The organism is Nonomuraea purpurea (assembly GCF_042650645.1).
Lineage (GTDB): Bacteria > Actinomycetota > Actinomycetes > Streptosporangiales > Streptosporangiaceae > Nonomuraea > Nonomuraea purpurea.
In genome coordinates this window covers 1-24,803 of record NZ_JBHSBI010000046.1, presented here as the reverse complement: position 1 = coordinate 24,803, position 24,803 = coordinate 1, and the positions used below count along the sequence as shown (strand labels likewise).

Sequence of the window (24,803 nt, the reverse complement as noted above, 5' to 3'; positions counted from 1 at the left end):
AGGGCAAAAAAGCTGACTTATTCAAGGGTTAGCCTTCAACTGATATGCTCTATGCCGTGAATCCATCCTCCCCAGGGGGCGCACGCACCCGGCACGCCCCTGCCGAGGTTGGGCTGCACGCACGCGTCCTCGACCGTCTCGGCACCGCCATCTGCAGCGGCGACGTGACCGCCGGCTCGGTCCTGAGCATCGAAGACCTGGTCGACCGCTACCAGGTCTCGCGCTCGGTGATCCGCGAGGTGCTGCGGGTGCTGGCGTCCATGGGGCTCATCGAGACCCGCCGCCGGGTCGGGATCATGATCCAGCCCGCCGAGATGTGGAGCGTCTTCGAACCGCGGGTCATCCGCTGGCGGCTCGCCTCCGACGGGCGGATGGCGCAGATGCGCTCCATCACCGAGCTGCGCACCGCGATCGAGCCACACGCCGCCGGCCTGGCCGCCGAGCGGGTCGACGACGACGAGGCGAGCGAACTGGTCGGGCTCGCGGCCAAGATGTGGGCCGCGGGGAAGGCCGGCGACGAATCGCGCTTCCTCGGCCTGGACATCGACTTCCACCGGCGGGTGCTGGCCGCCTCCGGCAACGAGATGTTCGCGAAACTGCAGCTGATCGTCGCCGAGGTGCTCGCCGGCCGGCACCACTACCACCTGATGCCCCACTACCCCGACGAGCGGGCGCTGCAGTTGCACACCGACGTCGCCCAGGCCATCCAGCGGCGCGACGGCGCGCGGGCCCGTGAGGCCATGGTGGGCATCATGGAGCAGGGGTTCGCCGAGATGAAGTCGATGTGGGAACGGGCCGCCGAACCGGGCGGCGTGTAAGCGCTGCTCCGGCTCTTCGCCTGCGCGGATCAGCCGGCAGCGGGACGCGGGGCGCGCAGGTGCGCCCGCTGCGCCAGCTCCTCCTCGCCGACGAACGTGAGCATCGGCTGACCCGGCTCACACAACATGAACACGACGAACTTGGCCGGCGCGTCCGGCAGGGCGTTGCCGTCCTGGTAGTGGATCACGTCGCCGCCCGGCTCCCAGAACGTCTTACCGGCCCTGACCACGCGCTCCGGCTCACCTTCGAGCTCGAACCGGACCGCGCCCTCGATCACGTAACCGAAAGCCGGCCCCGAGTGGCGGTGCGGAGCGGTGCCGGCGTGACCGGGAGGCCATTCGACCAGGACGGTCATCCCCGACGCATCATCGGGAATGAAGGGCGGCTTGACGTCCGCCAGCATCCTGGGCCCTGGCGTCGCCAGGCTCTCCTGCCCGGCGGCTCCGTCCGCTGAGTGCTTCTTCGCCACGGTACTGAACCTCCTGGCCTCTGATTACCCACATATGCCCTGGTCAGACCAGCCTGAGGGCAGACAAAACTCTGGGGCCCGGGGGGCAGGTGGTGTGCCCTGCCCGTACCCGGGCCCCGCGTTCACGTCGTCAAGAACAGCGCCGGTGACTGCTGGAGGCCGTAACCCAGGGCCTTACCCCAGATGCCGTCTCACGTGCCCCAGTCGTCGCCCGATGCAGTGCGGATGCCGCCTCCCGTGCCCCAATTGTCACCGGACGTCGTGCGGATGCCATCTCCCGTGCCCCAATTGTCGGCCGCCGCAGGGGTGGCGGTCAGGGCTGCTGCCGTGGCGAGCACGGCCACCGGGAGAGCGATTCTGAGTCGCTTCGCTGAGAAGATCATGATTCACGACGTTACCGACCATGCCAGCGCGATAGTTGTCGCTGAGTGACCACTTCCTTGACATCCCCGACACAACCCCGGCGTCCCTGCCGGTGTGGCACCGTTTAGTCCGTCGGTGACCGAGGGGCGGAAGTGAGGGGCGCGTAGTGCGGCTGTCGCGCAGCATCACCGGATGGGCGTTCCTGGGCGAGGTGGACGGTGTCCGGCATGCCGGCCTGGCGGTCGGACTGGCCGGCATCAGCCCGTTCACCACCGCGGGTGGGGCCGGGGGCAGCTTGTTCACCCGCGCGCAGGTGTGGGGCCTGCCGGTGCTCCTGTCCATGGATGAGCTGCCCTTCGGCCGCCCCGTCGATCCCCGGTGGTGTGTCACCCAGGACGACGCGGGCGCGCTGTCGGTACGCGGCCCCGATGGCGAGCACTTCGTGTACGACCTCGACCTGGAGGGCCCACCTGGCTGGCGCGAGGCGGCGGCTACCTCGGGCTCGGTCATGCTCGTCGTCTCCCATGTGCTGCCCGCCACGGACGATCCACTTGGCGCGCTCGCCCTCGAAACGCGTCAGGGGATGGTGTGCGCCGGCCCCGTGCGCTTCGGCGAGCCAGGGCCAGGCGACGAGCAGGACGGCAAGCCGACGATCGTGTTCCTCCTCGACCCGGTCGGCAGGCTGATGGAGCTGGCGCAGTACGTGTGCGAGCGGATCCTGTCGCTGGAGGAGGCGAAACGACGGGCGCGCGAGCTGGAGCAGACGCGGCAGGCCCTGGCGGAGCATCATGCGATGTCCGCCGAGGCGATGGTGGGTCTGCTGTTCAGGGATGAGTTCCTTGACCATCGCGGCCTGGTCGAGTTCATGTACGTCTACTGGCGGCTGGCCGCGGAGCTCGCCGACGCCTGCGGGGCCGAGTCCGCCTGGCGGGTTGCGGCGTTCCACGCCGTCGAGTCGGCCGTCCCGCTGCTGGCGGACCGGTGCGACCGCGCGGTGTTCGAGGAGTCGGACGCGGTGGCGGCGAGCCTGATCGACAGGCTGAGCGACTCCGCCGGCCTGGAGGCGGCGCTGCTGGCCGCCGCCCGCTTGCGGCTGGCCATCCGGGGGCCGGAAACCGCCGACGACTACGCCCGCGGGATGCGGACCACCTGGTCAGCCCGGCTGGAGGCGGAGCTGTATCGCACGTGGTTCACCGACGAGAACCCCTTCCAGGCCGAGTCTAACCGGCTGGTGGTGGAGGCGGGGCAGTTGGTGGTGCGGGCGCTGGAGTTGGACGGCGGGACACGGAAGGCCCACCTGCTGGTGACGTTGGCGCAGATCCTCGCGGACGAGGAGGGAGTCGACGGGTGCGTCGCCGGCGCCGCCCTGTCGGCGCTGCTCGGCTCCCCGGCCCTCAGCGAACCGGACCTCGCCCTGTTCCTGCTCCGCGTCGTTGACGGGGTGCCCAAGGAGACGGCAGACGGCCTGCTCACCACGGTGTTCGGCACCCCTTTGGCTGATTTCGTCGCCGCTCACGGCACCACCGTGACCGCGAAGGTGATCAGCCAAGGCGTCAACCTGGCCAGGGAACGCGCTGACCGGCCGCTGCTGCGCACCGTGCTGGAGTGGGCGGAACGGCTCGATACCCGCTGGGGCTCCGCCCACCGCAGGCAGCTGATCGAGGCCCGGCTCCACGTGCTGCCCGACGACCCCACCGACTGCCCAGGGCCCGACCAGGCGCTCGAAGTGTCGTTCCCGCAATCCTGGGCGCCGGCCCAGCGGTCGGCGGCGCTGCTGCACGCGGCCGCGCACGCTCGCGATCGGCCGGCGCTCGGGCTCGCCCTCCTGCGACAGGCGGGCGGCGGCGGCCGGAGCGACGAGGTCAGGTTGCTGACCGCGGACCTGTACTACCAGGCGGCCGAGATGGGCGAGCCGGTCGCCGGTCCTGTCCCGTTCCCTTGGGGTTACTACACCTACGCGGCACTCGGCTACGCCTCGCTCGGCTTCGAGGAACTGGCGTGCGCGAGCCTGCTGCCGTTCGTGCGGCACCTGGGCGATCTTCGCGGCGAAGAACTCAAGACAGCGTTGTACGCGATCATCGTGGACGTGCCGAACTTCGACACGAGCGGCGCGCCCGGACTCGGCGAGGTCCTGCGCGACCTCGTGCACTCGGCGGTCTGGCAGCTCGTCACGGAGAGTGAGACGCTGCCGATGCATCTGCTGCTCGGCCTGCACCAGGCGGGCAAGGGAGCGGAGCTGGGCGTGTGGTGGCGGATCGACGGTCCGCTCGCGCTGCCTGCGCATGTTCAGCATTTCATCGCCAAACTCCGCGATCTGGAGAAACCGGCCGCCTCCGCCGGCGCGTCGACGAACCTGCTCGACGTCCTGGACGCCGACCGGCGTCCCGTCGGCCACGACAACCCGCAGATCGCCCGGAACCTGCGGTGGCGCATCTCGTCGATGATCGACGACGAGATGCGTCGCCGTTCGGCGCCGCTCATCGACGACCGGCACCTGTGGGCGAAGGCGCACGAGTTGCTGGACGAACGGACCGTGCTGCTGACCTGGTTCCTGCCCTCGGGTGTGAGCGGCGCGGCCGTGCTGCTCGCGGTCACCAGGCAGGGCCGGGAACTCGTCGTGCATCTCGGCGACGGCGCGGATGGGAACAGCGACCGGCACCCGGTGGCGGACCGGGTCGAGGCGATCAGGACGGAGATCGAACGCGACCCGCTGTTCGCCGAGGTGACCCCGGAGGGCGCCCGGCTGCTGGAGTCGAGCGACCTGCCGCTCGGCGGCGCCGACCAGTGGGCCGAGTGGCGGGCCCGGGGCAAGGACCGCATCCTGGCCTGGCCGCACGGCGCGCTGCACTATCTGCCGATACCGCTGTGCCGCACCGGTGACCGCCTGATCGCCGACGACTGGACGGTCACCACCATCACCGGACTCGAAGCCCTCGCGCCCGCCGGCGTTCCCGTACGGGAGCGCCGCACCTTGGTGCTGGCCTCCGCCGACGGCGGCGTGCCCTACGGTCTGCACGCGGAACCGGCGCTGGAAGAGCACGCGCGCAGGGTCGCCGCGGAGGCCGTGACCGGGGCCGAGGCCACTCGTGACAGGCTGCTCGCCGCTCTGTCCACGGCGGACGTGGTCCACATCGCCGCACACGGGACGCTGGACCAGGACGCCCCCTGGATGCACTGCCTCTACCTCGCCCCGGACGGTGACGACGACGGCCGGGTCTTCGCCTACGACTTCCTCGGGGTCGATCTGCGCGGTGTCCGCTTGGTGACGCTCGCCGCGTGCGAGTCCGCACTGGGACGATTCGACCGCGCGGACAACCTCCGTGGCATCCCGTCGGCCCTGATCACCGCCGGGGCGCAGGCCGTGGTGGGGTGCTTGTGGCCCGTACGCCCGGAACCGGCCACATTCTTCTATCATCACCTGCACCATCGGATCGCGCACGGCGCGGATCCGGATCGCGCCTTCCGCGATGCCCAACTCGCCACCCGTGCCCGGTATCCCCAATATCGTGACTGGGGAGCGTTCACCTACCTGCATGGCCGGAACAAGGGAGCCGCAGTATGACCGAGGTCCGTTTGCACGATGTCGAACTCGTGCCGGAGCGGACGCTCGGCGGCCCCGCCGACGAGGAGACGCTGAGCGGCAGGCTCACTTTCGGCTGGGACCTGCTGCCCGCCGACCACGAGGGCGTGCCGGCAGAGTGGTTGTCCTATGTCAAGGCCACGCCCGAGCGCGAGTTCCGGCGGCTGGTGATGGTGTGCTCCTTCCGTCCGGAGACGACGGCGGCCCAAGGCGAGTTCCGCCATGCGTCCCTGGGCATCGCGCTGTCCACGCCGGACCCCCGGACGCGGCCCATCGCGCGGCTGATCGACCCCGGCGAACGCACCCGCCCGGTCGCCGGGTTCGGCACGGGCCTGAATGTCACCGTCAAAGCAGGTCTCCTGGACATAGGCCTGGAAAAGCCGCAGAGTGATGGGCCGGCCAGGCAGGAGTGGATCGTCCGCGGCCACGGGGCGTCCCAGCCGAACCCGCAGTGGGAGTTCCGCCGGGTCAAGCGTTTCCCCCTGGTCGGAGATCATCCGGTGGCCGCGCTGGTGGAGCTCGTGCCCGGCCGGCCGAACACGGCGCAGGTGCTGGTGGCGGCAGAGCTCGAACACCGCGCATGGGGGATCCGCCGCTACCGGGCACGTCTCGCGCCGCCGGCGCAGGCCATCGTGCTGGCAGAGTGACCCACCGTGGCGGAAAGCGTCAAGGAGAGCGGTACCAGCTCGGCAACCTCCCGTTTGGACGCCGGGCAGTAATCGCCCCGTCACCTTGTTGATCACCAGTGCTGAAAATTATGCATGGTAAGTCCGAAAAATGACACTACTAGTTATATTTAAACCATCCGATTAGCATCGGCGCTGACCGCATGGACACACAGCTGTCAACGCTCAGGGTGCGAGACCGCCGCCACTACAGCCGGTCTGGGAATGGCCACCCAAAGCTCTTTTCGCAGGCTTTTCCTTCCCCAGCAGAGGTGTTAATGGCATATCCGGTGGCACAGGTCGCGGTTGTCGGCGCGGGGCCGATGGAGCTCTTTCTCACGTGCGAGACGGCCCTCCACGACGTTCCCATGCTGCTCCGCGACGGGTCGCAGGAATCGCCGTGATGTCCGACACCCGGTGAGGCCCGACGGCTCCCGGTTCCACCACGCTCCGAGCCGCGGTGTGCCGCGCTCGAAGGAGGACCATGCGCACAACCGACATGTACCTGCGCAGTATCGGCGTCCATGTGCCACCAGTGGTCAGCATCGAGACGGCCGTCGCGGAGGGCCGATATCCGAGCGACGAGATGGACTACTTCCGCCTCGGCGGTGCGGCGGTGGCCGGCGACGTGCCGGCCCCGGAGCTGGCGCTGCGCGCGGCCCGGCACGCGTTCGAGCGCTCCGGCGGAATGTCGCCGCACGACCTGGACCTCATGCTGTACGCCGACGTCTGGCACCAGGGGCCCGAGGGCTGGGAGCCGCACTTCTACCTGCAGCGGCACCTGGTCGGCGGCGACGTCCTGGCCATGGAGCTGCGGGCCGGATGTTGCGGGCTGTTCAGCGCGCTGCGGCTGGCCGCCGGGTACCTGCGGCCGGGCGGCACGGCGCTGCTGGTCGGCGCCGACAACCACGGCACCCCGCTCGTCGACCGATGGCGGATGATCGAGGGCAACGTGATGGGCGACGCCGGGTGCGCGCTGCTGGTCACCACGGATACGGGCTTCGCGGAGCTGCGCTCGGTCAACGTGACCGTGCTGCCGGAGGCCGAGGCGGTCAACGACGGTGGCGTGCCGATGTTCCCGCCGGACGCGACCGTCGGCCGGACGCTCGACTTCGCCGCACGCAACCGCGAGTTCCGCAAGCGGATGCTGGACGGCGACGGCGCCGGCCTCATGCTGTCGATCCAGAGGACGCTGATAGAGCTGGTGGAGCGCACGCTCAAGGAGGCGGGCATCACGCTCGACGAGGTGGCGCGCGTGGCCTTCCCCCACGGGCGCTGGGACGAGCTGGAGCACCGGGCAGTGAACTGGTTCGGGCTGACCTTGGCCGACACCACCTGGGAGTACGGCGCCGGGATCGGGCACCTCGGGGTCAGCGACCAGTTCGTGGCCCTCGACCATCTGCTGGCCGTCGGGGCGCTGGCCCCCGGCGACTACGTGCTGCTCGTCGGGACGGGCGCCGGCACCACCATGGCCTGCGCCGTCCTGCGGATCCTCGACATCCCCGCCGCGTACGCCTCAGGCGGCCCCCGCTGAGCGGGCGTACGCAGCGACGATCAGTTCGGCCGGCTCGGGAGGCGGGCCCGGCGACCATCTGCCGATGTTCGGCTTCGGGCCAGGCGTGACCAGCTCGGGCGCCGTTGTGGAGATTCTCGAGTCGCCCGTGTGGGCGCGCGAACGGGGAGGCGATGTGTGATGGACCAGTCTGTGGAGATCATCGCGCTGATCGGGGTCGGCTGCCGCCTGCCCGGCGGCGTCGGATCGGCGGACGACTACTGGAACCTGCTGTGCGAGGGACGGGACGCCGGCGGGCCCGCGCCCGCCGACCGCTGGCGTGACTACGCCGACCGCGGCCCTGCTTACGCGGCGGCGGTGCGCCGCACCCTCGCGCACGGCAGCTTCCTGGAGGGGGTGGCCGACTTCGACGCGGAGTTCTTCGGGCTCTCGCCGCGTGAGGCGGAGCTGATGGACCCGCAGCAACGTCTGGTGATGGAGACCGCGTGGGAGGCGCTGGAGCACGCGGGGGTGTCGCCGGACGCGCTGGCCGGCACGGACGCGGGCGTGTACGTGGGCGTCTGCACCGGCGACTACGGGCATCGACTGCTGGAAGACCTGCCCGACATCGAGGCGTGGACCGGGATCGGGGCCGCCACCTGCGCGGTGGCCAACCGGGTGTCGTACGCGCTCGACCTGCGCGGCCCGAGCCTGGCGGTGGACACGGCGTGCTCGGCGTCGCTGGTCGCCGTCCACCTGGCCGTGCAGGCGCTGCGGGCCGGGGAGACGGACGTGGCGCTGGCCGGCGGGGTCAACCTCATCCTGTCGCCCGGCGAGACGCTGACCCTGGACGCCGCGGGCACGCTGGCCCCGGACGGGCGGAGCAAGTCGTTCGACGCCGCCGCCGACGGGTACGGGCGGGGCGAGGGCGCCGCGGTCGTGGTGCTCAAGCGGCTCGCCGACGCCGTGCGGGACGGGGATCGGGTCCTGGCCACCATCCGTGGCAGCGCCGTCAACCAGGACGGACGCACCGCGGGCATCATGGCGCCGTGCGGCCAGGCGCAGGAGCACGTCATGCGCCGCGCGCTGCGGCAGGCGGGCGTCGATCCTGGCACGGTCGGCTACGTCGAGGCGCACGGCACCGGCACCGCGGTCGGCGACCCCCTCGAAGCGGGCGCGCTGGGCGCCGTGTACGGGGCGGGCAGGCCGGCGGAGCAGCCGTGCCTGATCGGTTCCGCCAAGTCCAACATCGGTCACCTTGAGGGTGCCGCCGGCATCGCCGGCCTGGTCAAGGCGGTCCTGGCGCTCGAACGCGGCGAGCTCCCGCCGAGCAGGCTCGACACGCCCACTCCGGCCGTCGACTGGGAAGGCGCCGGGCTGCGGGTGGTCGACGCGCCGACGCCGTGGCCCGCCTCCGCGCATCCGCGCCGGGCCGCGGTCTCCGCCTTCGGCTACGGCGGCACCGTCGCCCACGTCGTCCTCGAACAGGCGCCACCGGCAGGGCCGCCCGCCGAAGGGGCCGCGGGCCGGCTGTATCCGGTCTCCGCCGCGTCGCCGGCGGCGTTGCGGCAGGCCGCGGGCAACCTCGCCGGCGTCGCCGGCCGCCTGCCGGCCGCCGACGTCGGGCACACGCTCGCGCTGCGCCGGGCTCACCTGCCGCACCGCGCGGTGGTGGCGGCGGAGAACCCGGCCGCGCTGGCCGACCGGCTGCGCGCCCTGTCGACCGGTGCCCCGCACGAGGCGGTGACCACCGGGAGGGTGCTCGTCGACCCCGGTCCTGGGCCGGTGTTCGTGTTCTCGGGACACGGCTCGCAGTGGGCCGGCATGGGCCGGGAGCTGCTGGCGACCGAGCCGGTCTTCGCCGCGGTGATCGACGAGCTGGAGCCGGTGTTCGCCGCCGAGATCGGCTTCTCGCCCCGGGAGGTGCTCACCGAGGATGAGCTGACCGAGGTGGACCGGGTCCAGACCATGATCTTCGCGATGCAGCTCGGCCTCGTCGAGCTGTGGCGTGCGTACGGGGTGCGTCCGCACGCGGTCATCGGCCATTCGGTCGGCGAGATCGCCGCCGCCGTGACGGCCGGGGCGCTGAGCCGCCAGGACGGCGCCCGGCTGATCTGCCGCAGGTCCCGGCTGCTGCGTCAGGTCGCAGGTCGCGGTGCGATGGCCATGGTGCAGCTCCCGTTCGCCGAGGCGGCGCGGCTGCTGGGGGAGCGCACCGACGTGGTGGCCGCGATCGCGTCCTCGCCCTCCTCGACGGTCGTCTCCGGAGATCCGGACGCCGTGGACGGGGTGCTGGCCGGCTGGATCGAGGAGGGGATCCCGGCCCGCCGGGTCGCCTCGAACGTGGCCTTCCACGGGCCGCAGATGGATCCGCTCCTGGCCGGCCTGACCGCCGCCGCGGGCGACCTGACGGTCGGCGCCCCCGGCATCCGCCTCTACTCGACCTCGCTGGACGATCCGCGGGCGAGCCCCGGCTTCGACGGCGCCTACTGGGCGGCCAACCTGCGCCGGCCGGTGCGCCTGGCTGACGCGGTCGCCTCGGCCGCGGCCGACGGATACCGCGCGTTCGTCGAACTCTCCCCGCACCCGGTGGTCACCCACTCGGTGCTGGAGACGCTGAGCGCGGACGGGTACGAGGACGTCTTCGTCGGCGCGTCGTTACGGCGCAACCGTCCCACGCGGGCCGCCCTGCTGGCCGGTGTGGCGGCGGCGCACTGCGCGGGCCTCGATGTGGACTGGCGCCGGCTGCAGCCGGCCGGCGGGCCGGTCGTCCTGCCCGCCTACCCCTGGCAGCGCCGCAGGCACTGGCGTGCGCCGTCGGCCCCGGACACCGCCGGTCGCGGCCACGATCCGGACACGCACACGCTGCTCGGCGACGGCATCGACCTCGCCGGCACCGACGTACGGCTCTGGCGGACCAGCCTGGACGACCAGACCCGGCCCTATCCCGGCAGCCACGCCATCGAGGGCGTGGAGATCGTGCCTGCCGCGGTGCTGGCGGCGACCTTCTTCGCCGCCGCAGGAGGTCAGGCGCTCGGCGAGGTGACGATGTCGGCGCCGCTGCTGACCGCCGACCGCCGCGAGGTCCAGGTGGTGCGGCAGGGCGCCGGGCTGCGGCTGGCCGCCAGAGCCGCGGGCGAACCGGACGCCGCCTGGCAGATGATCGCCACCGCCACGGTGCCCGCCGCACCGGGCAGGGCGCCGGCCCCGCCGTCACGACCGCTCACACCGGCGGAGCCGGACCTGGTCACGCAGCGGCTCGCCGCCGTCGGCGTACCGGAAACCGGGTTCGACTGGACGGTCGAGGAACTGCTGCTCGGCCACGGCGCGCTGCGCGCCCGGGTGCGGTGCGGGCCGTCCGCCACGTGGGCGCCCATCCTGGACGCGGCGATGTCGGTGGCGCCGAGCGCGTTCCCCGGCGACCCGGTGCTGCGCATGGTGACGCACGTCGATCGGCTCGTCACGGTCGCAGAGCCGCCGAGCACGGTCGACATCGAGGTGTGGCTAGACCCCGAGCGCGCCGACACGGTGCGGGTACGGGTGAGCGACGGCGACGGCGCCGTCGTCGGCTGGCTGTCGGGACTGCGGTACCCGGTGATCGACGCGCCGGCCACCGGGGAGAACGGCGCAGAAGGCGTGCGACCCGCCGAGTCCATCACCCACCTGGAGCCGGAGGAGCTGCGCGCGTTCCTGATCGAGGAGGTCGGCGCGCAGATCGCCAAGGAGATGCGGCTGGCCCCCGCCGACCTGTCGCCGCACCGGCCGCTGGTCGAGCAGGGGCTGGACTCGGTGCTGACGGTGGTCGTCCGGCGGCGGCTGGAGAAACGGTTCCGCTGCTCGCTGCCGACGACCCTGCTGTGGCGCCGGCCCACCGTCGCCGCGGTCTCCGACTACATCGCCGGGCTGGTGTCCACCTCGAACGGCAACGGAAGCGCGAATGCCGGCTGAGGAAGTCGTCGCCGGCTCGTCACTGCCGTGCGCGGGTTGGGCGCTCTCAGTCCATGAAAACGCTCCACGCGACGGCGTTGAGGTTGTCGGTGAGGAAGATGTCGTGCCCGCCGAGGCGCTTGTCCCACAACGCCGGCATGAGCTCCGCCGCGCGTGCGACGACCGCGTCCATCCAGACCTTGAGCCGGGCCTGCCGATTGTCGTCCGGCACACCGGCAGCGGCGGCGGCCTCCCTCAGGTCCACCTCGCGCAGCGCCTCGGTGGCGGATGTTCGCATGTCGCGGATGTACTCGCGATTGGTCTGTACGTCCTCAGGGGTACCGAAGAGGGCCATGTGGCCCGAGACGACGGTTTCGAAGTCGTATTCCAGCATGAGGTCCATGGCGTTGAAGTACGCGGGGACATGAGGAGAGAAGAGAAGACGAAAGAACGGCGCGTTCTTGACGGTGAAACTGTCGATCGCCGTCAGGATCTTCTGTTCCGGGAGGTAGATGAATAGATTGCCGGGCTGATGCCAATCACCCTGGTACTCGAGGACGAACCGCTCTCCGTCGATGTTCAGCTCGCTTCTCCTCCCGCTGAAGGTTTCGTTCGGCGCAGGCCGATCGTCGTCGTGTGCCTCCTTGATGAACGCGGCGGTGCGGTCGTGGGCGATGATCTTCAAGCCGTCGCGTGCCAGCAGGTGCGCGGAGCCGATGTGGTCGGCGTGCGCGTGGCTGTAGATGAGGTGAGTGATCGGCTTCGGTGTGACCTCCTCGATCCCCATCAGCAGTTTTCCGCCCAGGTCCGGAGGGGCGTCCACGACGACGACGCCCTTCTTGGTCACCAGGAACATGGTGTTCACCAGCCCACTGGTGATGCCGTAGACGCCGCCACCCAACTCCGTGAGGAGATAGCCGGAATCAGGGATTTCCGGACCTCGCGCGAACTCCGGCACAGGTGCGAATTCCTTCATGGGAATCTCCTTCGTGGCGGCCTGCCTGCGACCGCTCTGCCCACCTGCCCCACACTGCCGGCCAGCCGGAACACTACGGAGTAAAGGTTTGCTGGTTGATTGTCCAATTTCTCCAGGAAGAGCCGCGATCATTGAAGCCGTGACCCGGCAGGCCGCCCACGCGCAGCGGCGGGACGGTCTGCCGGGCCGGATGAGGTCAGGAGACGGGTTCGATCCATACGTTACGGAAACGGGGGTTCTCGCCGGGGTCGCCGTGGTCCTGGAGGCGGATCCCGCCCGACGCCGCGCTCTCCGGGATGTTGTCGCCGGTGCCGCCGTCGATGGCCACGTCGTCGTGCACCACCACGCCGTTCCAGACGACCGTCACCCGCGCGTTGTCGACCTTCGCTCCCGCGCTGGTGTAGCGGGCCGCGCGGAAGGTGATCTCGTAGGTCTGCCACGTTCTCGGGGCGGTGGCCATGTTGCGGTCGGGCGCACGCTTGGAGTAGATCGCACCCGCCTCGTTGGCGGCCGGGGTGGTGTCACCGTAGGACTCGAGGACCTGCACCTCGTAGCGTTCCTGGAGGTAGACGCCGCTGTTGCCGCGCTGCTGCCCGGTCACGTCCGGCGGGTAGTCCGGTTCGTACCATTCGACGTGGAGCTTGAAGTCGCCGAACGTCTGCCGGGTGCGGATGTCGCCGCCGTAGGACTCCATGGAGCCGTCCGCGATCGGCCAGGTCGCCGCCCCGCCGGCGCGTTTCTCCCACGCCGCCAGGCTGGACCCGTCGAACAGCGTGATCCGCTGCGCCTTCGACATGGTGATGTGGTCGAGGTTGAGTTGTCCCGTGTCGCCGGAGTCGTACCTGTAGGCGATCTTGTTCGAACCCGGTTTCAGGGTGAGCGCCTCGGTCTGGACGGCCCACGCGTCCCAGCCGCCGGTGGCGGCCAGTCGCACCTGCCTGACCTTGTCACCGTTGACGTACACGCTCACCGACGTGCCGGCGCCCGCCGCGTAGCGGAGCCCGACATTGTGCGGGCCGGGGGAGTCCGCCCGTACGGTGAACGTCGTGCTCGCGCCCACGGTCGTGTAGCCGTCGACGAAGCCCTTGCCGGTGTAGCCCTGATGGTTCGCGCTCACCTTCGCGCCACCGCTCAGCGCGGCGTTCTCCGCCTCGATCACCGGTCGCGCGGCCACGGTGATGGAGTCCAGGTTGACGTGACCCGTGTCGCCGCTGTCGTACTTGTAGGCGATGGTGTTGGCGCCTGCCCGCAACGCGAGCGGTTCGACCCGGGTGGCCCACTGCTCCCACGTTTCCGTAGAGGCCAGCGGTACCTGCCTGATCTTGGTCCCGTTGACGTACACGCTCAGCGACTTGGTGCCGGGCGCGGGGTTCGGGCCGTTGGAGTAGCGCAGGCCCACGTGGTAGGTGCCGGCCTCGGCCGCCCGGACGGCGAACTGCGTTGCCGCTCCCACGGCCTGGTAGTTGTCGACGAAGCCGGATCCCGAGTAGCTCTGATGGTCGGTGTTCAGCTTCGCGCCGCCGCTGTGTGACGCGCTCTCCGCCTCGTAGGTGGTGTCCGTCGCCGGGGCGCCGACCATCGAGTTGAGCGTGTACCAGGCTTCGGTGCTCCACAGCGACTGCCCTGACGCCGAGCTGAACGGACGCGGTGAGCGCAGGTGCACCACCCGCCCCGGCTTCAGACCCGCGATCTTGAGCGTGACCTTCTTCCCGCCGGAGGTCAGCTTCGCGGAGGTGACGGTCAGCGGCTCCTCGTCCACCTTGGGGCCGCCGTAGGTGGAGGCCGCGACGTACCGCCACTGAGTGGCCTGGTACCTGGCCGCCAGCGAGGCGGCGGTCTCCGCCGACAGCGGCTGGGTGTACTCCAGTTCGAAGCCGCCCTCCACCGCGCGCATCTTCAGGATGTCGAACGCCTTGTCGTCGCCGGGGGCAAGCTTCTGCAGGCCGTAGGTGAGCTTGCCCGGCTGGCCCCAGTTTCCGCCGGCGCCCAACCCCCCGGCGTAGATGGCGCCGTCAGGCCCCAGGCTGATCCGGTTGACCCCTGCCTCGAGCCCCTGAGTCAAGCGGAAGACCGCGCCCTGGTACTCGCCGTTGACCTTCTCGACGTAGGCCCGCTGGATCCCGCCGTAGGTGACGTCCCCGAACAGCAGTTGCCCCGCGAACCTGCCCCGCTTCATGAGCAGCGGGGTGCTGGGGGAGTTGGCGATCTCGTTGTGCGGCAGCCACAACACGGGCGGGCTCACCAGGTTGCCGTCGAACGGGCCGTCAGGATTGGTGTAGTGGTTGAAGAACCGGTCCTTTTTGATGTGCACCAGTTTCGAGGCGGGCAGCCAGCCGCCCTGGTTGTCCGTGACGAACAGCTCACCCTCCGGACCCCAGCCGAGTCCGTTGGGCGTGCGCAGACCGCCGGCGAGGTACTCGATCTTGCCGGTAGCCTTGTCGACCTTGATGGTCGTGCCCCTGTCCCGCGCCGGCTGAGGGTCGGTGGTGGCGCCGCCGTAGTTGATGGCGACGGAGAGGTTGATGTAGAAGTGGCCGTCACGGTAGAGCATCCCGAACGCGAACTCGTGGAAGTTGCCGCCGAACGGCCAGGTCGCCACGGTCCTGAGGTTGTCGGCGACCTCGTCGCCGTCGGTGTCGTTCAGCTCCACCAGCCGGGACTTCTCCGAGACGTAGAGTTTGCCGTCCACGTACTTGATGCCCATGGGCTCCTGCAGCCCACTGGCGATCTTCTTGGCGGTCACCTGCGCGGGTGAGGTCTTGCCTGTGACGTTGTCCAGCAGGTAGACCTCGCCGAGCTTGGTTTCCGAGCCGCCCCACGTGGCGATCGCCAACCGGTCGTCGGGCAGCCAGTCCATCGCGGTCACCTGCGGCTGGAAGCCGTTGGGTCGCAGGTCGGTGAGCGTGAAGTCCGGGTGCACCGACGCCAGCGGCAGCCCGTCGCCGGGGGAGTCGGCGCCGCTCTCGCACTCCTTGCGCCCGGGAGCGGTGACCCGCACCACGTCCGCGTCCGTGCTCAGCACCGAGGTCGGCACGAGGGTGAACTCGGAGGTCCCGGGTGGTTTCCACTCCAGCTTGAGCTGCTGGCCGTACAGGTGCTCGAAGTGGTCGATGCGCAGCGCGTGGTAGCCGGGGCTCAGAGTGATCATGCCGTCCAAGGCGATCGGCGCGTGCCGCCCGTCGTTGGTGATCACGACGGTGTCGTCGATGCGCAGCCGGGAGCCGTCGTCGCTGGTGAGCCGGAACTCGTAGGTGCCTGCGGCGGGGATGGCGATGTTGCCGATGACCTCGGTGGCGAACATGTCGGTCAGACCGAAGTCGGCGTCGGAGGTCCAGTCGATCGTGGGCATCAGTTTGTCCACGTTGGGGGTCTGGCCGGGCTTGAGCGTGCAGAGCTTGGACAGTTCGATCTGGACGTCGTAGGTGCGCAGGGTGACGCCCGGCTCTTGCGGCGGTACCGCCGCCTGCGCCTGAGCGGGCACGACCAGGCCTGACAGTGCGGTGATCAGTAAGACGGATAACAGGAGTAATTTCCGCATGACCAATCCCATCTCGGTGAGGGTGCCGCGTTCGGCGTGGGTGCGGGCGGCATCGCCGGGACGGGTGCGATCCATCGGCGGATGCCGGGTCTTCTTCGCTGGAACGTGAACGGGTTAACGCTGCTCTGCGCCGTAATATAAAGCGATATCTTCCACTTGCCCATAGTCTTTCGCCGAAAATCGAAGAAAGTCAGGACTTGTCGGGCGGAAAGGGCTGGCCGTGACCGCCCCAGCCCACGGCAGGCCGCCCCCGGCCGTAGAGTTGTACTGCGGTGCCTGTCCTGCGTGTGGTCCTTCCAGCCGCAGCCGGCCTACACCTGCCGGCGGCGGTCACGTCCCTGCCGCGCTATCCCCACGACGCGGCGCTCATCGGCACTTTGATCCTGCTCGCCATCGTGATCGCCATCGTGATCGCCATCTGGCGACGCAGGTAAAGGCACCGCCAAACTCTGGCCGCCTCCTGCCGCATCATCAGGCAGGTTCGAGGCGGTCGGCCAGGCGGCGGAGGGTGATCGCGAACCGGCCGCGGAGGCGCGGAAAAGCAGGCCGGCGCGAGCGCGGCGGGATCATGCGTAACCGTGCGGCCTCGGCTCGCCGCTCAGCCAGATCCGCGCGGACGAGCTCTTCATACATGTGATGCATGGAAGGCTCCTCAGGGTTCTTCGGGGAATGCGTGGTAGAAGATGAAGATCGGGCGAGTGTCCGGCGGAGCCTCGCTCGATTCGACGCGCGATCTGGTCAGCTCGCGCCACGGCTTCAACACGGCCTGGAGCTGGTCGTCGAGCTGCGCGAGCTCATCCTTGGTGAGCCGTAGGTGGTGGCTGCCTCCGAAGGCCACGTTCTGCCAGTCTTCGGGAAGCGTCATGCGCGTGCGTTCGAAGTCGCGCAGCCGCTCGAACTGGTCGATCACCCACTGTGATGTCCACGCCTGCAACGCGGCTCTGTCCTCCGGGGCTTCGAAGTCCTTCACCAATGCCCACCCGTTCAAAGCTGCCCGCACCCAGCGTTCCCGGCTGTCCCGGGCGAGCTCCGGCACGTCCTCGATCAACCCATGTTTCTGCAATTGCCGCAGGTGATAGCTCACCTGACCGGGATCGGCATCCATCCGCCTGGCGAGCTCGCTCACCGTGACCGGGCCAATTCGGAACAGGAGGCTGAAGAGCTTCATCCGAAACCGGCTGGCCATGACCTTGAGCACGTCCACGTCATCGATCTCTCGCATGGCCACGACGGTAAGACCAGCAGGTGAAGATGCTCAAGACATCTACTGGATCTTGAAATCACGCCGAGTTCGCCGGGGCGGCGAGCGCAGGCGCGGCAGCGCCTTGACCCTGACGCGACGTCAACGTCTTGACTGGCACCAGGCGGGTGACCGCCCGCTGCCCGCCAAAGGAAAGGCACCGAAGACGATGACTCTTCCGTACGACCGTCCCGACCCCCTCACGCCGCCTCCCGAGTACGCGGCCCTGCGCGAGAGCACCCCCGTCGCCCAGGTGAAGACCCCCGGCGGTGGCCTCGCCTGGCTCGTCACCTCCTACGACGCCGTCGCCGCCGTCCTGGCGGATCGGCGGTTCGGGCTCGCCCCGCCCGGGATCGAGCACCCAGGCAACGACACGCTCTTCCAGGACGGCGAGGCGCACGGGCGGCTGCGGCGGCTGGTGTCGAAGGCGTTCGGGCCGCGCGGGATCGATGGGCTGCGCGATCGGGTCGGGCGGCTCGCGGACGACCACGTCGCCGCGATCGCCCGGAGCGGGCCGCCGGCCGAGCTCGTGGCGGACGTGGCCGGGCCGGTGTCGATCGCGGCGATCAGCGAGCTGCTCGGAGTGGAGATCGACGACCGCGAGCACTTCCAGGCCGTGGCCGGGGCCGCCGGCGGGGTCGACTTCGTCTTCGGCGGCGAGGAGGAGATGGCCCGGGGCGCGCAGGCGTGGGAGAGCCTGGCGGCGTACGCCGCCACCCTGGTCGAGGCCAGGCGCGAGAACCCCGGCGATGACCTGCTCAGCTCCCTGATCAACGTCCGGGACGCCGAGGACGGCAGGCTCAGCGACGACGAGCTCGTCGCCATGGCCGCCACCATCGTCTCCGCCGGATACCTGTCGGCCCGCAACGCCATCTCCGCGGCCGTGCTCAGGCTGCTGAGCGATGGACGCCTGGCGGCGGCCCCCGAGCAGCTCGGCGCGACCGTCGAGGAGGTGCTGCGCCTGCAGTCCGGGCAGACCGGCGAGCCCTTCCCCCGCTTCGCCCAGACCGACGTCGAGCTGGCCGGGACCCGGATCAGCGCCGGTGACCTGGTGCTGGTACGGCTCGAGGCCGCGCACCGCGACCCCGGGCACTTCGCCGATCCCGACGCGTTCGTGCCGGAGCGGACGTCGAGCCCGTCGCTGGTGTTCGGGCACGGCGTGCACTACTGCCTCGGCGCGCCGCTGGCCCGTCTCGAGGTCGCGGCCGTGATCGGGGCGCTGGCCCGGCGCCTGCCCGGTCTGCGCCTGGTGGGCACGGCCGAGAGCGTCGAGTGGGTCCACGACGGGGTCGACGCCGGCCCGAAGGCCCTTCACCTCACCTGGTGAAGCGGCGCCCGGGGTGGCCGTGCGCGGTGTCTGGTCCATGTCCTTCGCGCGGACGGCCACGGCGCCGGCGCCAAGCCGGATGGCGGCCACGAGCATTACGCCAGGCGAGCGCGAGGCGCCCTAACTCTTCTCGCCGAGCAGCCGGGTGGCCAGCGCCCGCAGTTCGCGGTCCTCGGCGAGCCGATGGGTTTTCGACGCTGCCGGGGTCAGTACAGGCGGCGCATCGACTACACGCGTGGAGGACGACATGGCGCAGGACCTCTTTGCCGGTATCCCCGTCACCGACTATGCCGCGGCGTTGCCATGGTACGAGCAGCTCTTCGGCAGGCAGCCCTCGTTCCTGCCGAACGACATCGAGGCGGTATGGGAGGTGGCAGACAACCGTTACGTCTACATCGTCCAGGAGCCGGAACGGGCGGGGAACGCCCTGGTGCTGTCGTTCGTCGACGACCTGGACGACCGGGTCGCCGAGATCTCCCGGCGGGGCATCGAACCTGCCAGGCGCGAAACGTTCGACGGTGGCGTGACCAAGGTGACCTACCGGGACGCGGAAGGCAACGAGATCAGCTTCGGCGGCGTGCTGACGGCCGGCCCGGGAGGTGCCGGAAAAGGCCCCTGAGCAGGTGTCCGGTCGTTGCGATCATGCGAGGGACGAGGTGGACCCGAAGATGGCGTTGTGGCCGTGCTCGGGTCCCCAGGTCCTGAGGGCAGATGGCGCTCCCGTGCGTGACGGTCAGTGACTCGATGAACCCAGATGGGCGCGCTCTCCCTGCGCCCCGAACATGACGAGCAGTTCCGCGGGCTGGCTGTCGGCGCTGCCGATCCAGTGCGGTATGCGGGTGTCGAACTCCGCGGCCTCGCCGACGCCGAGCCGGAACTCCTGCTCGCCGAGCACGAACCTGACGTGTCCGTTGAGGACGTAGAACCACTCGTATCCCTCATGGGTCTGCGGTTTCGTCGTGGAGGCCCGCCCGGCCGGGGGATAGATCACCTTGTAGGCCTGGACACCGCCGGCCCGCCTGGTCAGCGGCACCATCACCAGCCCGGACCGCCGCACCGGTCGCAGGTGGATGCGTGGGTCGCCGGTGGGCGGCGCCGCGACGAGGTCATCGAGCGGGACGCCGTGCGCCCGGGCCAGCGGCAGTAGCTGCTCCAGCGTGGGGCGGAGCCTGCCGTTCTCGAGCCGCGACAGGGTGCTCGCCGTGAGGCCGGTTTCTTCCGCCAGCGCTGCCAGCGTGGTGTTGCGCGCCCGGCGCAGGGCACGCAGACGCGGCCCGACACCCACCAGAACGTCTCCTTCGGGGTTGTTCATGCTCCGATGATGCGGATCCGCAATTTTTCTTGCAAGTCGGAAACGTCAGTGGCGATGCTGTCCGTACATCACCGACGCCGAAGGGGGCAACTCTGATGGATTCCACCCGGCACCGACGTCCCGACGCCGAGCGGTTCTGGGAGCGGCATTACCGCACCCGGCGCACCTGGGGCACACGCGTCAACCCGCTGCTCGCCGAGATCGCCGCGCCGCTGCGCTCCGGCACCGCCCTGGATCTCGGCTGCGGCGCCGGCGGCGACGCCATCTGGCTCGCCCGGCAGGGCTGGCACGTCACCGCCGTGGACATCTCCACCACCGCCGTCGAACGGGTACGGGAACGCGCCCGCGATCTCGGCGTCGCGGACCAGGTCGCCACCGAACAGCACGACCTGGCCAGAAGCTTCCCGTCCGGCGAGTTCGATCTCGTCTCCGCCCTGTACTTCCACACCCCGTTCCCGTTGCTCCGCAGCCGAGTGCTGCGCACCGCCGCACGTGCCCTGCGCCCCGACGGTTTGCTGCTGATCGTCGACCACGGCTCCACCGCGCCGTGGTCATGGAACCAGGACCCCGACATCCACTACCCGACCCCCCACGAGATCGCCGCAGAGCTTGATCTCGACCCCGCGCACTGGTCCGTCGCGCGCGCCGACACGCCCCGCCGCCTGGCCACCGGACCCGCTGGTGAGACCGCCACCGTCATCGACAACGTCCTGCTCGTCCGGCGAAGTGCCGGATGACCCCCTCGACCACCCGACCTCGGAACTGGAGTGACCCCATGCCGGCAAACCGCAGGACACGCACGAAGGACACCACGCCTCCGCGGACCGGCGCCGAGGAGAAGGCCACCTTGCGGGGCTTCCTCGACTATCTGCGGAACGCGGTCGCGGACAAGGTCGCGGGCGTGCCGGAACCGCAGGTCCGAACGGGCGGCGTGCCCTCGGGCACCAACCTTCTCGGGCTGCTCAAGCATCTGGTGTGCGTCGAGCGGTTCTACTTTCTCGGCCAGGACGTCGGCGACTGGCGCGCGACCATGCGGCCGTCCGCGGAGGACACCGTGGACGGCGTGCTCGCCGACTACAGGAAGACCGTCGAGCGAGCGAACCAGGTCATCGACGCCTGCCCGGATCTGGCCCTTCCCGCCCCGCGACCCCCGCGCCCGGGGCCGGCACCATCGATGCGATGGGTCCTGGTGCACATGATCGAAGAGACCGGCCGGCACGCCGGCCACGCCGACATCCTCCGCGAGCAGATCGACGGGTCCACCGGCCGCTGACCGGTCGGTGGGGCGGATCGAGGTCAGTACACGTCCGTCGCGTAGCGTCCCGCCTTTCGCATCTCCTCCAGCCACCCGCTGCCGTCCCGGTCGTCCGGGATCGTCGCGCCGATTCGCCGGAGTGTCTCTTCGACGGCCGGTCCCATGCCCGTCGCATCGCCGCAGACGTACACGTGCGCCCCGTCGCCGATCAAAGCGCGTACGCGCTCGCGCCGTTCCCACAGCCGGTGCTGAACGTAGCGGAGATCACCATCGGCCGGCCGGGAATACGCGCAGTGGACGTCAAGGCGCCCGGCTTGCACGTGCTCGGCGAACTCGGCGGCGTAGAGGTCGTCCCATTCGGGTGTCGGCAGCCGAAGAACAGCACCGTGGGCCCCACGTCCTGTCCGGCTGCCGCGGCGACCATGCGTGCCCGGATGAAACCGCGGAACGGAGCGATGCCCGAGCCGGCGGCGATCATGATCACAGGGGTGCCGGTGTCGGCCGGTGGGCGGAACGCGTCCGAAGGTGAGGTGACGGTGGCGACAATACGATCGCCGGGCCGCACGCGCTGAAGATAGCTCGATGCCGTACCGCGGAAAGCGCCTTCGCCGGACAGCGCCGGCCCTTCCAGCACCGACACGGTCAGAGCCACCTCACTCTGTTCTTCGGCGGCGGAGCTGATCGAGTACTGACGCGGCCGGGGCGCCGGCAGGAGTTCGAGCGCGAGGGCAAGGTCCACCTGGCACGAGGCGAACATTTCGAGCAGGTCGATCAGCGTCAGTCCACGGCGCAGCACATGCTCGCCGTGTTCGTCACCGGCGAGGCGTTCGAGCTCGGCTCGTTCCGGCGGGCAGCCGGTCGTCGGTGCCAGACGGGCCACGACGCCGGGAGAAGCGGGGGCCGCCAGATCAACGTACCGGGTCAGCAGGTCGTCCACACGCAACGCCTGCCCAAGGGGGACAAGTCCTTGGGGCGCACTCGATTCGATCGTGCACATCCGGTCCGCGCGCATACCGAGGCGCTCGATCATCCTGGCGACCAGGCTGGGGTCGTTCTGGGGAAGGACCGAGAGGTAGTCGCCGGTCCGATAGTGCGTGCCGTCGGGAAGGCGGATCTCCAGATGGCGCTGCTCAGCGCGAAGATGTCGCCGTACCTGCGGTGATACTCCTCGGCGAAGTCGATGTCCGTCTTGGCGGACGCGGTCAGCACCTCGGTCAGATTGCCCAGCATCGGCAGGGCCTTCGGGCCTGGCATGGCAGAGACGCCGAACGAAGAAGCATGTCAGCGCGGACATCCGGCGCGAACGGCTGGTGGCCGCGGCGCTGCGCGTGATGAAACGTGAAGGCATCGCCGCGGCGACGACCCGTGCGATCTGCGCGGAGGCGGACATGCCTCACGGCGCCTTCCACTACTGCTTCCGCTCCAAGCAGGAGCTTTACGCCGCCCTGCTGTCCACCGACATCAACATCGACCTGGACGCTGCCTGGCCCGCCGTCTCCCCCCAAGCAGACCCCGCCGAGAACGTCAGGACGCTGTTGCGCGCCTACTGGTCAGCCGTGGAGACCGACCCCACGATGCAACTCGTCCTGGACGAACTGGTCAACCTCGCCCTGCGGGAACCGGAGCTGAGCGAGTTGCCGACCTGGGGACACCGGGCCTATCTCGACAAGACCGTGTCTTACCTGGAGCGCTTCACGGACGAGGCCCGCCTCGAGTTGACCATCGGCACACGGGCTTTCGCCGAGATGATCATTTCGGCGCTCAGTGGAGTCATCTCTTCCTGGCTCGCCCACCGTGACAACGACACCGCCGTCGAGACCCTCGACAACTTCGCCGTCCTCTTCGCCACCCTCACCCGCCCTTCGCCGTAAGGCATGAACAGAGGACGTGGCTCCCGATCGGCCCGGCTCCTCATCCGCTGGTCTGCGCGTACTGTGCCACGCCTTCGCCCAGTGACCAGTCGATCGACGTGTTCTCGTGGATCATGACGAGAACGTTGCGCGGCTCGAGGTCGGCGTACTCCTTGGCGAGATCGGCGATCCTGCGATAAAGAGCCAGTTTCTGATCATCGGTGCGTCCGGAACGCATGGTGATGGACGCGAACACGATGTCGTCGTCCCGGTGTATGCCGAAGTAGTCGTCGTAGCGGAGCATGCTCCTCGTGCCGTCGTGACTGGTGAGCACCTGGAACAGGTCGTCTCGCGGGATGCCGATGGCGTCGATCAGGGCCTCGTGCACGGCCCGTCCCACGGCCTCCAGTCGCTTCCGGTCCGCGTGAAGCGCGTCGATGCGAACAAAGGGCATCCGTTCGTCCTTTCGCGTGATGGGTCTCAGCGGGCGCGTCCGGCAAGCATGCCAAGTGCGCCGTCGACGGCCTGCCCGTATACATCAGCGTCGTCGGCGGCACGGGCGATCACATATCCACCCTGCAGGACCGCGACGATCGCGGTGGCCGTGGCCGCCGGGTCAAGCGCGCTGTCGAGCTCGCCCTTCGCCTGTGCTTCCGCGACGAGCCCGGCGATTCGGGCTCGCAGCCAGGCGAAGAACTCGTCGACAGGACGGCGCAGTGCGGGATCCGCCATCACGTCCGGGTCCTGCGTCAGGCGGCCCACCGGGCAGCCCCGTAGAGCGTCCCGCTCGCGGCGCGGCCGCACTACCTTGTCGAGTGGAGCGTAAGGAGTTAGGCGTTCCCGGTCTCACCTCGGCCTCTGCTGAGGCGTTCCCCGGATGCCCGCGCCTGCCGGGGCCGCCGGCCGGTGACGGGTGTCGTGGAGGGAACGGACAGGTTGGCGTGCGCGAGGATGGCGGTGGTCAAGGCCTCCGCGAGTTCGGTAGGGGCGCGCGGGTTGGTCAGCAGGACGAGGTCGACTTCGCCCAGCTTGGGCAGCCCTGCGCCTTCCGGGAGCTCGACCAGGTCGGCGGGCAACAGGCTGCGGGCGAAGATCGCGACGCCGAGGCCGGCGCGGGTGGCGGCCAGCACGGCGTTGAATCCTCGCGCCGTGCAGACCACACGGTGTTTGACGCCGGCCTGCTCCAACGCCTGCACCGCCAGCGCCCGGCTCGGGCTGGGCGCCTGGTACACGATCAGCGGCACCCGCCGTCCCTGATCCCACCGTAGGCCGGTGCCCTCGGCGGCAGCCCAGACCAGGCGGTCCCGACGCACCTGCCGGCCGCGCCCCTCTCCGGCGGCGGTCTGGAGGAAGGCGACGTCGACGTGGCCGGATTCCACTCGGCGTTGCAGTTGCGCGCCCTGCTGGGCCACGGTGAGGTCCAGAGTGACACCGGGGTTGAGGTGCCGGAAGTCCCGCAGGATCCGCGGCACCTGGCTCAGTGCGAGATCGTCGGTCACGCCGAATCGCAATCGGCCGCGCACTCCCGCGCCGGTGAAATAGTCCGCCGCCTGAGAGTGGGCGGCGAGGATCGAGCGGGCGAAGCCGACCATCGCCTCTCCGTCGACGGTCAACGTCACGCTGCGGGTGTCCCTGACCAGCAGAGGCCGGCCAACCGCTTGTTCGAGCTTGCGTATGTGTTGGGACACCGTGGGTTGACCGAGGCCCAGCGCCGCCGCCGCCCGCGTGAAGCTGAACGACTGCGCCACCGCCAGGAACGTCCGTACCTGCTCCGGGGGAAACATCACGACCCGACGCTATGGCAGCCCATCACAATTCACAATAAGACTTATTTGATCAATTCCCTTTCTAAATTGATCTCGGCCCCCAACGATGGAGACACAGCCCCCGTTGACCTCGATGACTCACGAGGTGGTCGTCCCTCCTGATCGGTTTCGACTGATGGAGGTTTCCGCCTGATCGTCCTGTTCAACCCGGGCGAGTGGTACGG

General features: G+C 69.9%; 24 protein-coding genes. 11 read left to right on the top strand and 13 right to left on the bottom strand.

The window, feature by feature from the left end; translation table 11 throughout:
• Positions 1-56 precede the first annotated feature (56 nt).
• Entirely contained in the window at positions 57-818 is a 762-nt protein-coding gene (locus tag ACFOY2_RS50665) for a FadR/GntR family transcriptional regulator (RefSeq protein ID WP_379535360.1), read from the top strand.
• Positions 819-847: 29 nt separating this feature from the next.
• Here the strand turns inward: ACFOY2_RS50665 and ACFOY2_RS50660 are convergent, their stop codons facing one another.
• Both ACFOY2_RS50660 and ACFOY2_RS50655 read right to left on the bottom strand, forming a co-directional pair.
• Complete coding sequence (locus ACFOY2_RS50660) at positions 848-1,288, bottom strand: cupin domain-containing protein (protein WP_379535359.1); 441 nt, start codon at positions 1,286-1,288, stop codon at positions 848-850.
• A 191-nt stretch (positions 1,289-1,479) separates the two neighbouring features.
• Positions 1,480-1,671, bottom strand: coding sequence for a hypothetical protein (locus ACFOY2_RS50655; RefSeq protein ID WP_379535358.1), 192 nt, complete (start codon positions 1,669-1,671; stop codon positions 1,480-1,482).
• Positions 1,672-1,817: 146 nt separating this feature from the next.
• Between ACFOY2_RS50655 and ACFOY2_RS50650 the strand changes: the two genes are divergently transcribed.
• The 4 genes from ACFOY2_RS50650 to ACFOY2_RS50635 all read left to right on the top strand — a co-directional run bounded on the left by ACFOY2_RS50650 (position 1,818) and on the right by ACFOY2_RS50635 (position 11,336).
• Positions 1,818-5,213: a CHAT domain-containing protein gene (locus ACFOY2_RS50650; RefSeq protein WP_379535357.1), complete on the top strand. Its 3,396-nt coding sequence runs from the start codon at positions 1,818-1,820 to the stop codon at positions 5,211-5,213.
• Complete coding sequence (locus ACFOY2_RS50645; RefSeq protein ID WP_379535356.1) at positions 5,210-5,878, top strand: hypothetical protein; 669 nt, start codon at positions 5,210-5,212, stop codon at positions 5,876-5,878. The genes ACFOY2_RS50650 and ACFOY2_RS50645 overlap by 4 nt, the downstream gene beginning before the upstream one ends.
• A gap of 502 nt (positions 5,879-6,380) precedes the next feature.
• Positions 6,381-7,430: a ketoacyl-ACP synthase III family protein gene (locus tag ACFOY2_RS50640; protein ID WP_379535355.1), complete on the top strand. Its 1,050-nt coding sequence runs from the start codon at positions 6,381-6,383 to the stop codon at positions 7,428-7,430.
• A gap of 159 nt (positions 7,431-7,589) precedes the next feature.
• Positions 7,590-11,336, top strand: a complete 3,747-nt coding sequence (locus ACFOY2_RS50635; protein ID WP_379535354.1) for a type I polyketide synthase — start codon at positions 7,590-7,592, stop codon at positions 11,334-11,336.
• Between the two features lie 46 nt (positions 11,337-11,382).
• Here the strand turns inward: ACFOY2_RS50635 and ACFOY2_RS50630 are convergent, their stop codons facing one another.
• On the bottom strand, positions 11,383-12,291 hold the full coding sequence (locus ACFOY2_RS50630; RefSeq protein WP_379535353.1) for an MBL fold metallo-hydrolase: 909 nt from the start codon (positions 12,289-12,291) through the stop codon (positions 11,383-11,385).
• A gap of 196 nt (positions 12,292-12,487) precedes the next feature.
• Positions 12,488-15,904, bottom strand: a complete 3,417-nt coding sequence (locus ACFOY2_RS50625) for a family 16 glycoside hydrolase (protein WP_379535352.1) — start codon at positions 15,902-15,904, stop codon at positions 12,488-12,490.
• 197 nt (positions 15,905-16,101) lie between these two features.
• Between ACFOY2_RS50625 and ACFOY2_RS50620 the strand changes: the two genes are divergently transcribed.
• On the top strand, positions 16,102-16,263 hold the full coding sequence (locus ACFOY2_RS50620) for a hypothetical protein (RefSeq protein ID WP_379535351.1): 162 nt from the start codon (positions 16,102-16,104) through the stop codon (positions 16,261-16,263).
• 37 nt (positions 16,264-16,300) lie between these two features.
• Here the strand turns inward: ACFOY2_RS50620 and ACFOY2_RS50615 are convergent, their stop codons facing one another.
• Positions 16,301-16,471 carry a hypothetical protein gene (locus tag ACFOY2_RS50615; protein ID WP_379535350.1) on the bottom strand — a complete coding sequence of 57 codons (171 nt, stop codon included), beginning with the start codon at positions 16,469-16,471 and terminating at the stop codon, positions 16,301-16,303.
• Positions 16,472-16,481: 10 nt separating this feature from the next.
• A complete protein-coding gene (locus ACFOY2_RS50610; RefSeq protein ID WP_379535349.1) occupies positions 16,482-17,051 on the bottom strand; it encodes an ArsR/SmtB family transcription factor in 570 nt (189 codons plus the stop codon).
• A gap of 187 nt (positions 17,052-17,238) precedes the next feature.
• On the opposite strand from ACFOY2_RS50610, the gene ACFOY2_RS50605 reads away from it, so the two are divergent.
• On the top strand, positions 17,239-18,396 hold the full coding sequence (locus ACFOY2_RS50605; protein ID WP_379535348.1) for a cytochrome P450: 1,158 nt from the start codon (positions 17,239-17,241) through the stop codon (positions 18,394-18,396).
• 247 nt (positions 18,397-18,643) lie between these two features.
• Positions 18,644-19,015: a VOC family protein gene (locus ACFOY2_RS50600; protein ID WP_379535347.1), complete on the top strand. Its 372-nt coding sequence runs from the start codon at positions 18,644-18,646 to the stop codon at positions 19,013-19,015.
• 114 nt (positions 19,016-19,129) lie between these two features.
• Here ACFOY2_RS50600 and ACFOY2_RS50595 read toward each other — a convergent pair whose 3' ends face one another.
• Positions 19,130-19,708 carry a helix-turn-helix domain-containing protein gene (locus ACFOY2_RS50595; protein WP_379535346.1) on the bottom strand — a complete coding sequence of 193 codons (579 nt, stop codon included), beginning with the start codon at positions 19,706-19,708 and terminating at the stop codon, positions 19,130-19,132.
• Positions 19,709-19,803: 95 nt separating this feature from the next.
• Between ACFOY2_RS50595 and ACFOY2_RS50590 the strand changes: the two genes are divergently transcribed.
• Complete coding sequence (locus ACFOY2_RS50590; protein WP_379535345.1) at positions 19,804-20,445, top strand: class I SAM-dependent methyltransferase; 642 nt, start codon at positions 19,804-19,806, stop codon at positions 20,443-20,445.
• A gap of 38 nt (positions 20,446-20,483) precedes the next feature.
• Complete coding sequence (locus ACFOY2_RS50585) at positions 20,484-20,981, top strand: DinB family protein (protein WP_379535344.1); 498 nt, start codon at positions 20,484-20,486, stop codon at positions 20,979-20,981.
• Positions 20,982-21,004: 23 nt separating this feature from the next.
• Here the strand turns inward: ACFOY2_RS50585 and ACFOY2_RS50580 are convergent, their stop codons facing one another.
• The 3 genes from ACFOY2_RS50580 to ACFOY2_RS50570 are packed head-to-tail and all read right to left on the bottom strand — an operon-like array spanning position 21,005 to position 22,217.
• Entirely contained in the window at positions 21,005-21,175 is a 171-nt protein-coding gene (locus tag ACFOY2_RS50580; protein ID WP_379535343.1) for a hypothetical protein, read from the bottom strand.
• A complete protein-coding gene (locus ACFOY2_RS50575) occupies positions 21,172-22,005 on the bottom strand; it encodes a hypothetical protein (protein WP_379535399.1) in 834 nt (277 codons plus the stop codon). Before ACFOY2_RS50575 ends, ACFOY2_RS50580 begins: the two co-directional genes overlap by 4 nt.
• Positions 21,990-22,217 carry a hypothetical protein gene (locus tag ACFOY2_RS50570; protein ID WP_379535400.1) on the bottom strand — a complete coding sequence of 76 codons (228 nt, stop codon included), beginning with the start codon at positions 22,215-22,217 and terminating at the stop codon, positions 21,990-21,992. The genes ACFOY2_RS50575 and ACFOY2_RS50570 overlap by 16 nt, the downstream gene beginning before the upstream one ends.
• Before the next feature lie 56 nt (positions 22,218-22,273).
• On the opposite strand from ACFOY2_RS50570, the gene ACFOY2_RS50565 reads away from it, so the two are divergent.
• The gene (locus ACFOY2_RS50565; RefSeq protein WP_379535342.1) at positions 22,274-22,834 is read left to right on the top strand and encodes a TetR/AcrR family transcriptional regulator; all 561 of its coding nucleotides are present in this window, start codon (positions 22,274-22,276) and stop codon (positions 22,832-22,834) included.
• 40 nt (positions 22,835-22,874) lie between these two features.
• On the opposite strand, the gene ACFOY2_RS50560 is transcribed toward ACFOY2_RS50565, so the two are convergent.
• From ACFOY2_RS50560 to ACFOY2_RS50550, 3 genes are read right to left on the bottom strand one after another with little or no spacing between them, the layout of a single operon-like run.
• Positions 22,875-23,267, bottom strand: a complete 393-nt coding sequence (locus tag ACFOY2_RS50560; protein ID WP_379535341.1) for a tautomerase family protein — start codon at positions 23,265-23,267, stop codon at positions 22,875-22,877.
• A gap of 26 nt (positions 23,268-23,293) precedes the next feature.
• Positions 23,294-23,617, bottom strand: coding sequence for a TetR family transcriptional regulator C-terminal domain-containing protein (locus tag ACFOY2_RS50555; RefSeq protein ID WP_379535340.1), 324 nt, complete (start codon positions 23,615-23,617; stop codon positions 23,294-23,296).
• A 26-nt stretch (positions 23,618-23,643) separates the two neighbouring features.
• Entirely contained in the window at positions 23,644-24,597 is a 954-nt protein-coding gene (locus tag ACFOY2_RS50550) for a LysR substrate-binding domain-containing protein (protein WP_379535398.1), read from the bottom strand.
• Between the last annotated feature and the right edge of the window lie 206 nt (positions 24,598-24,803).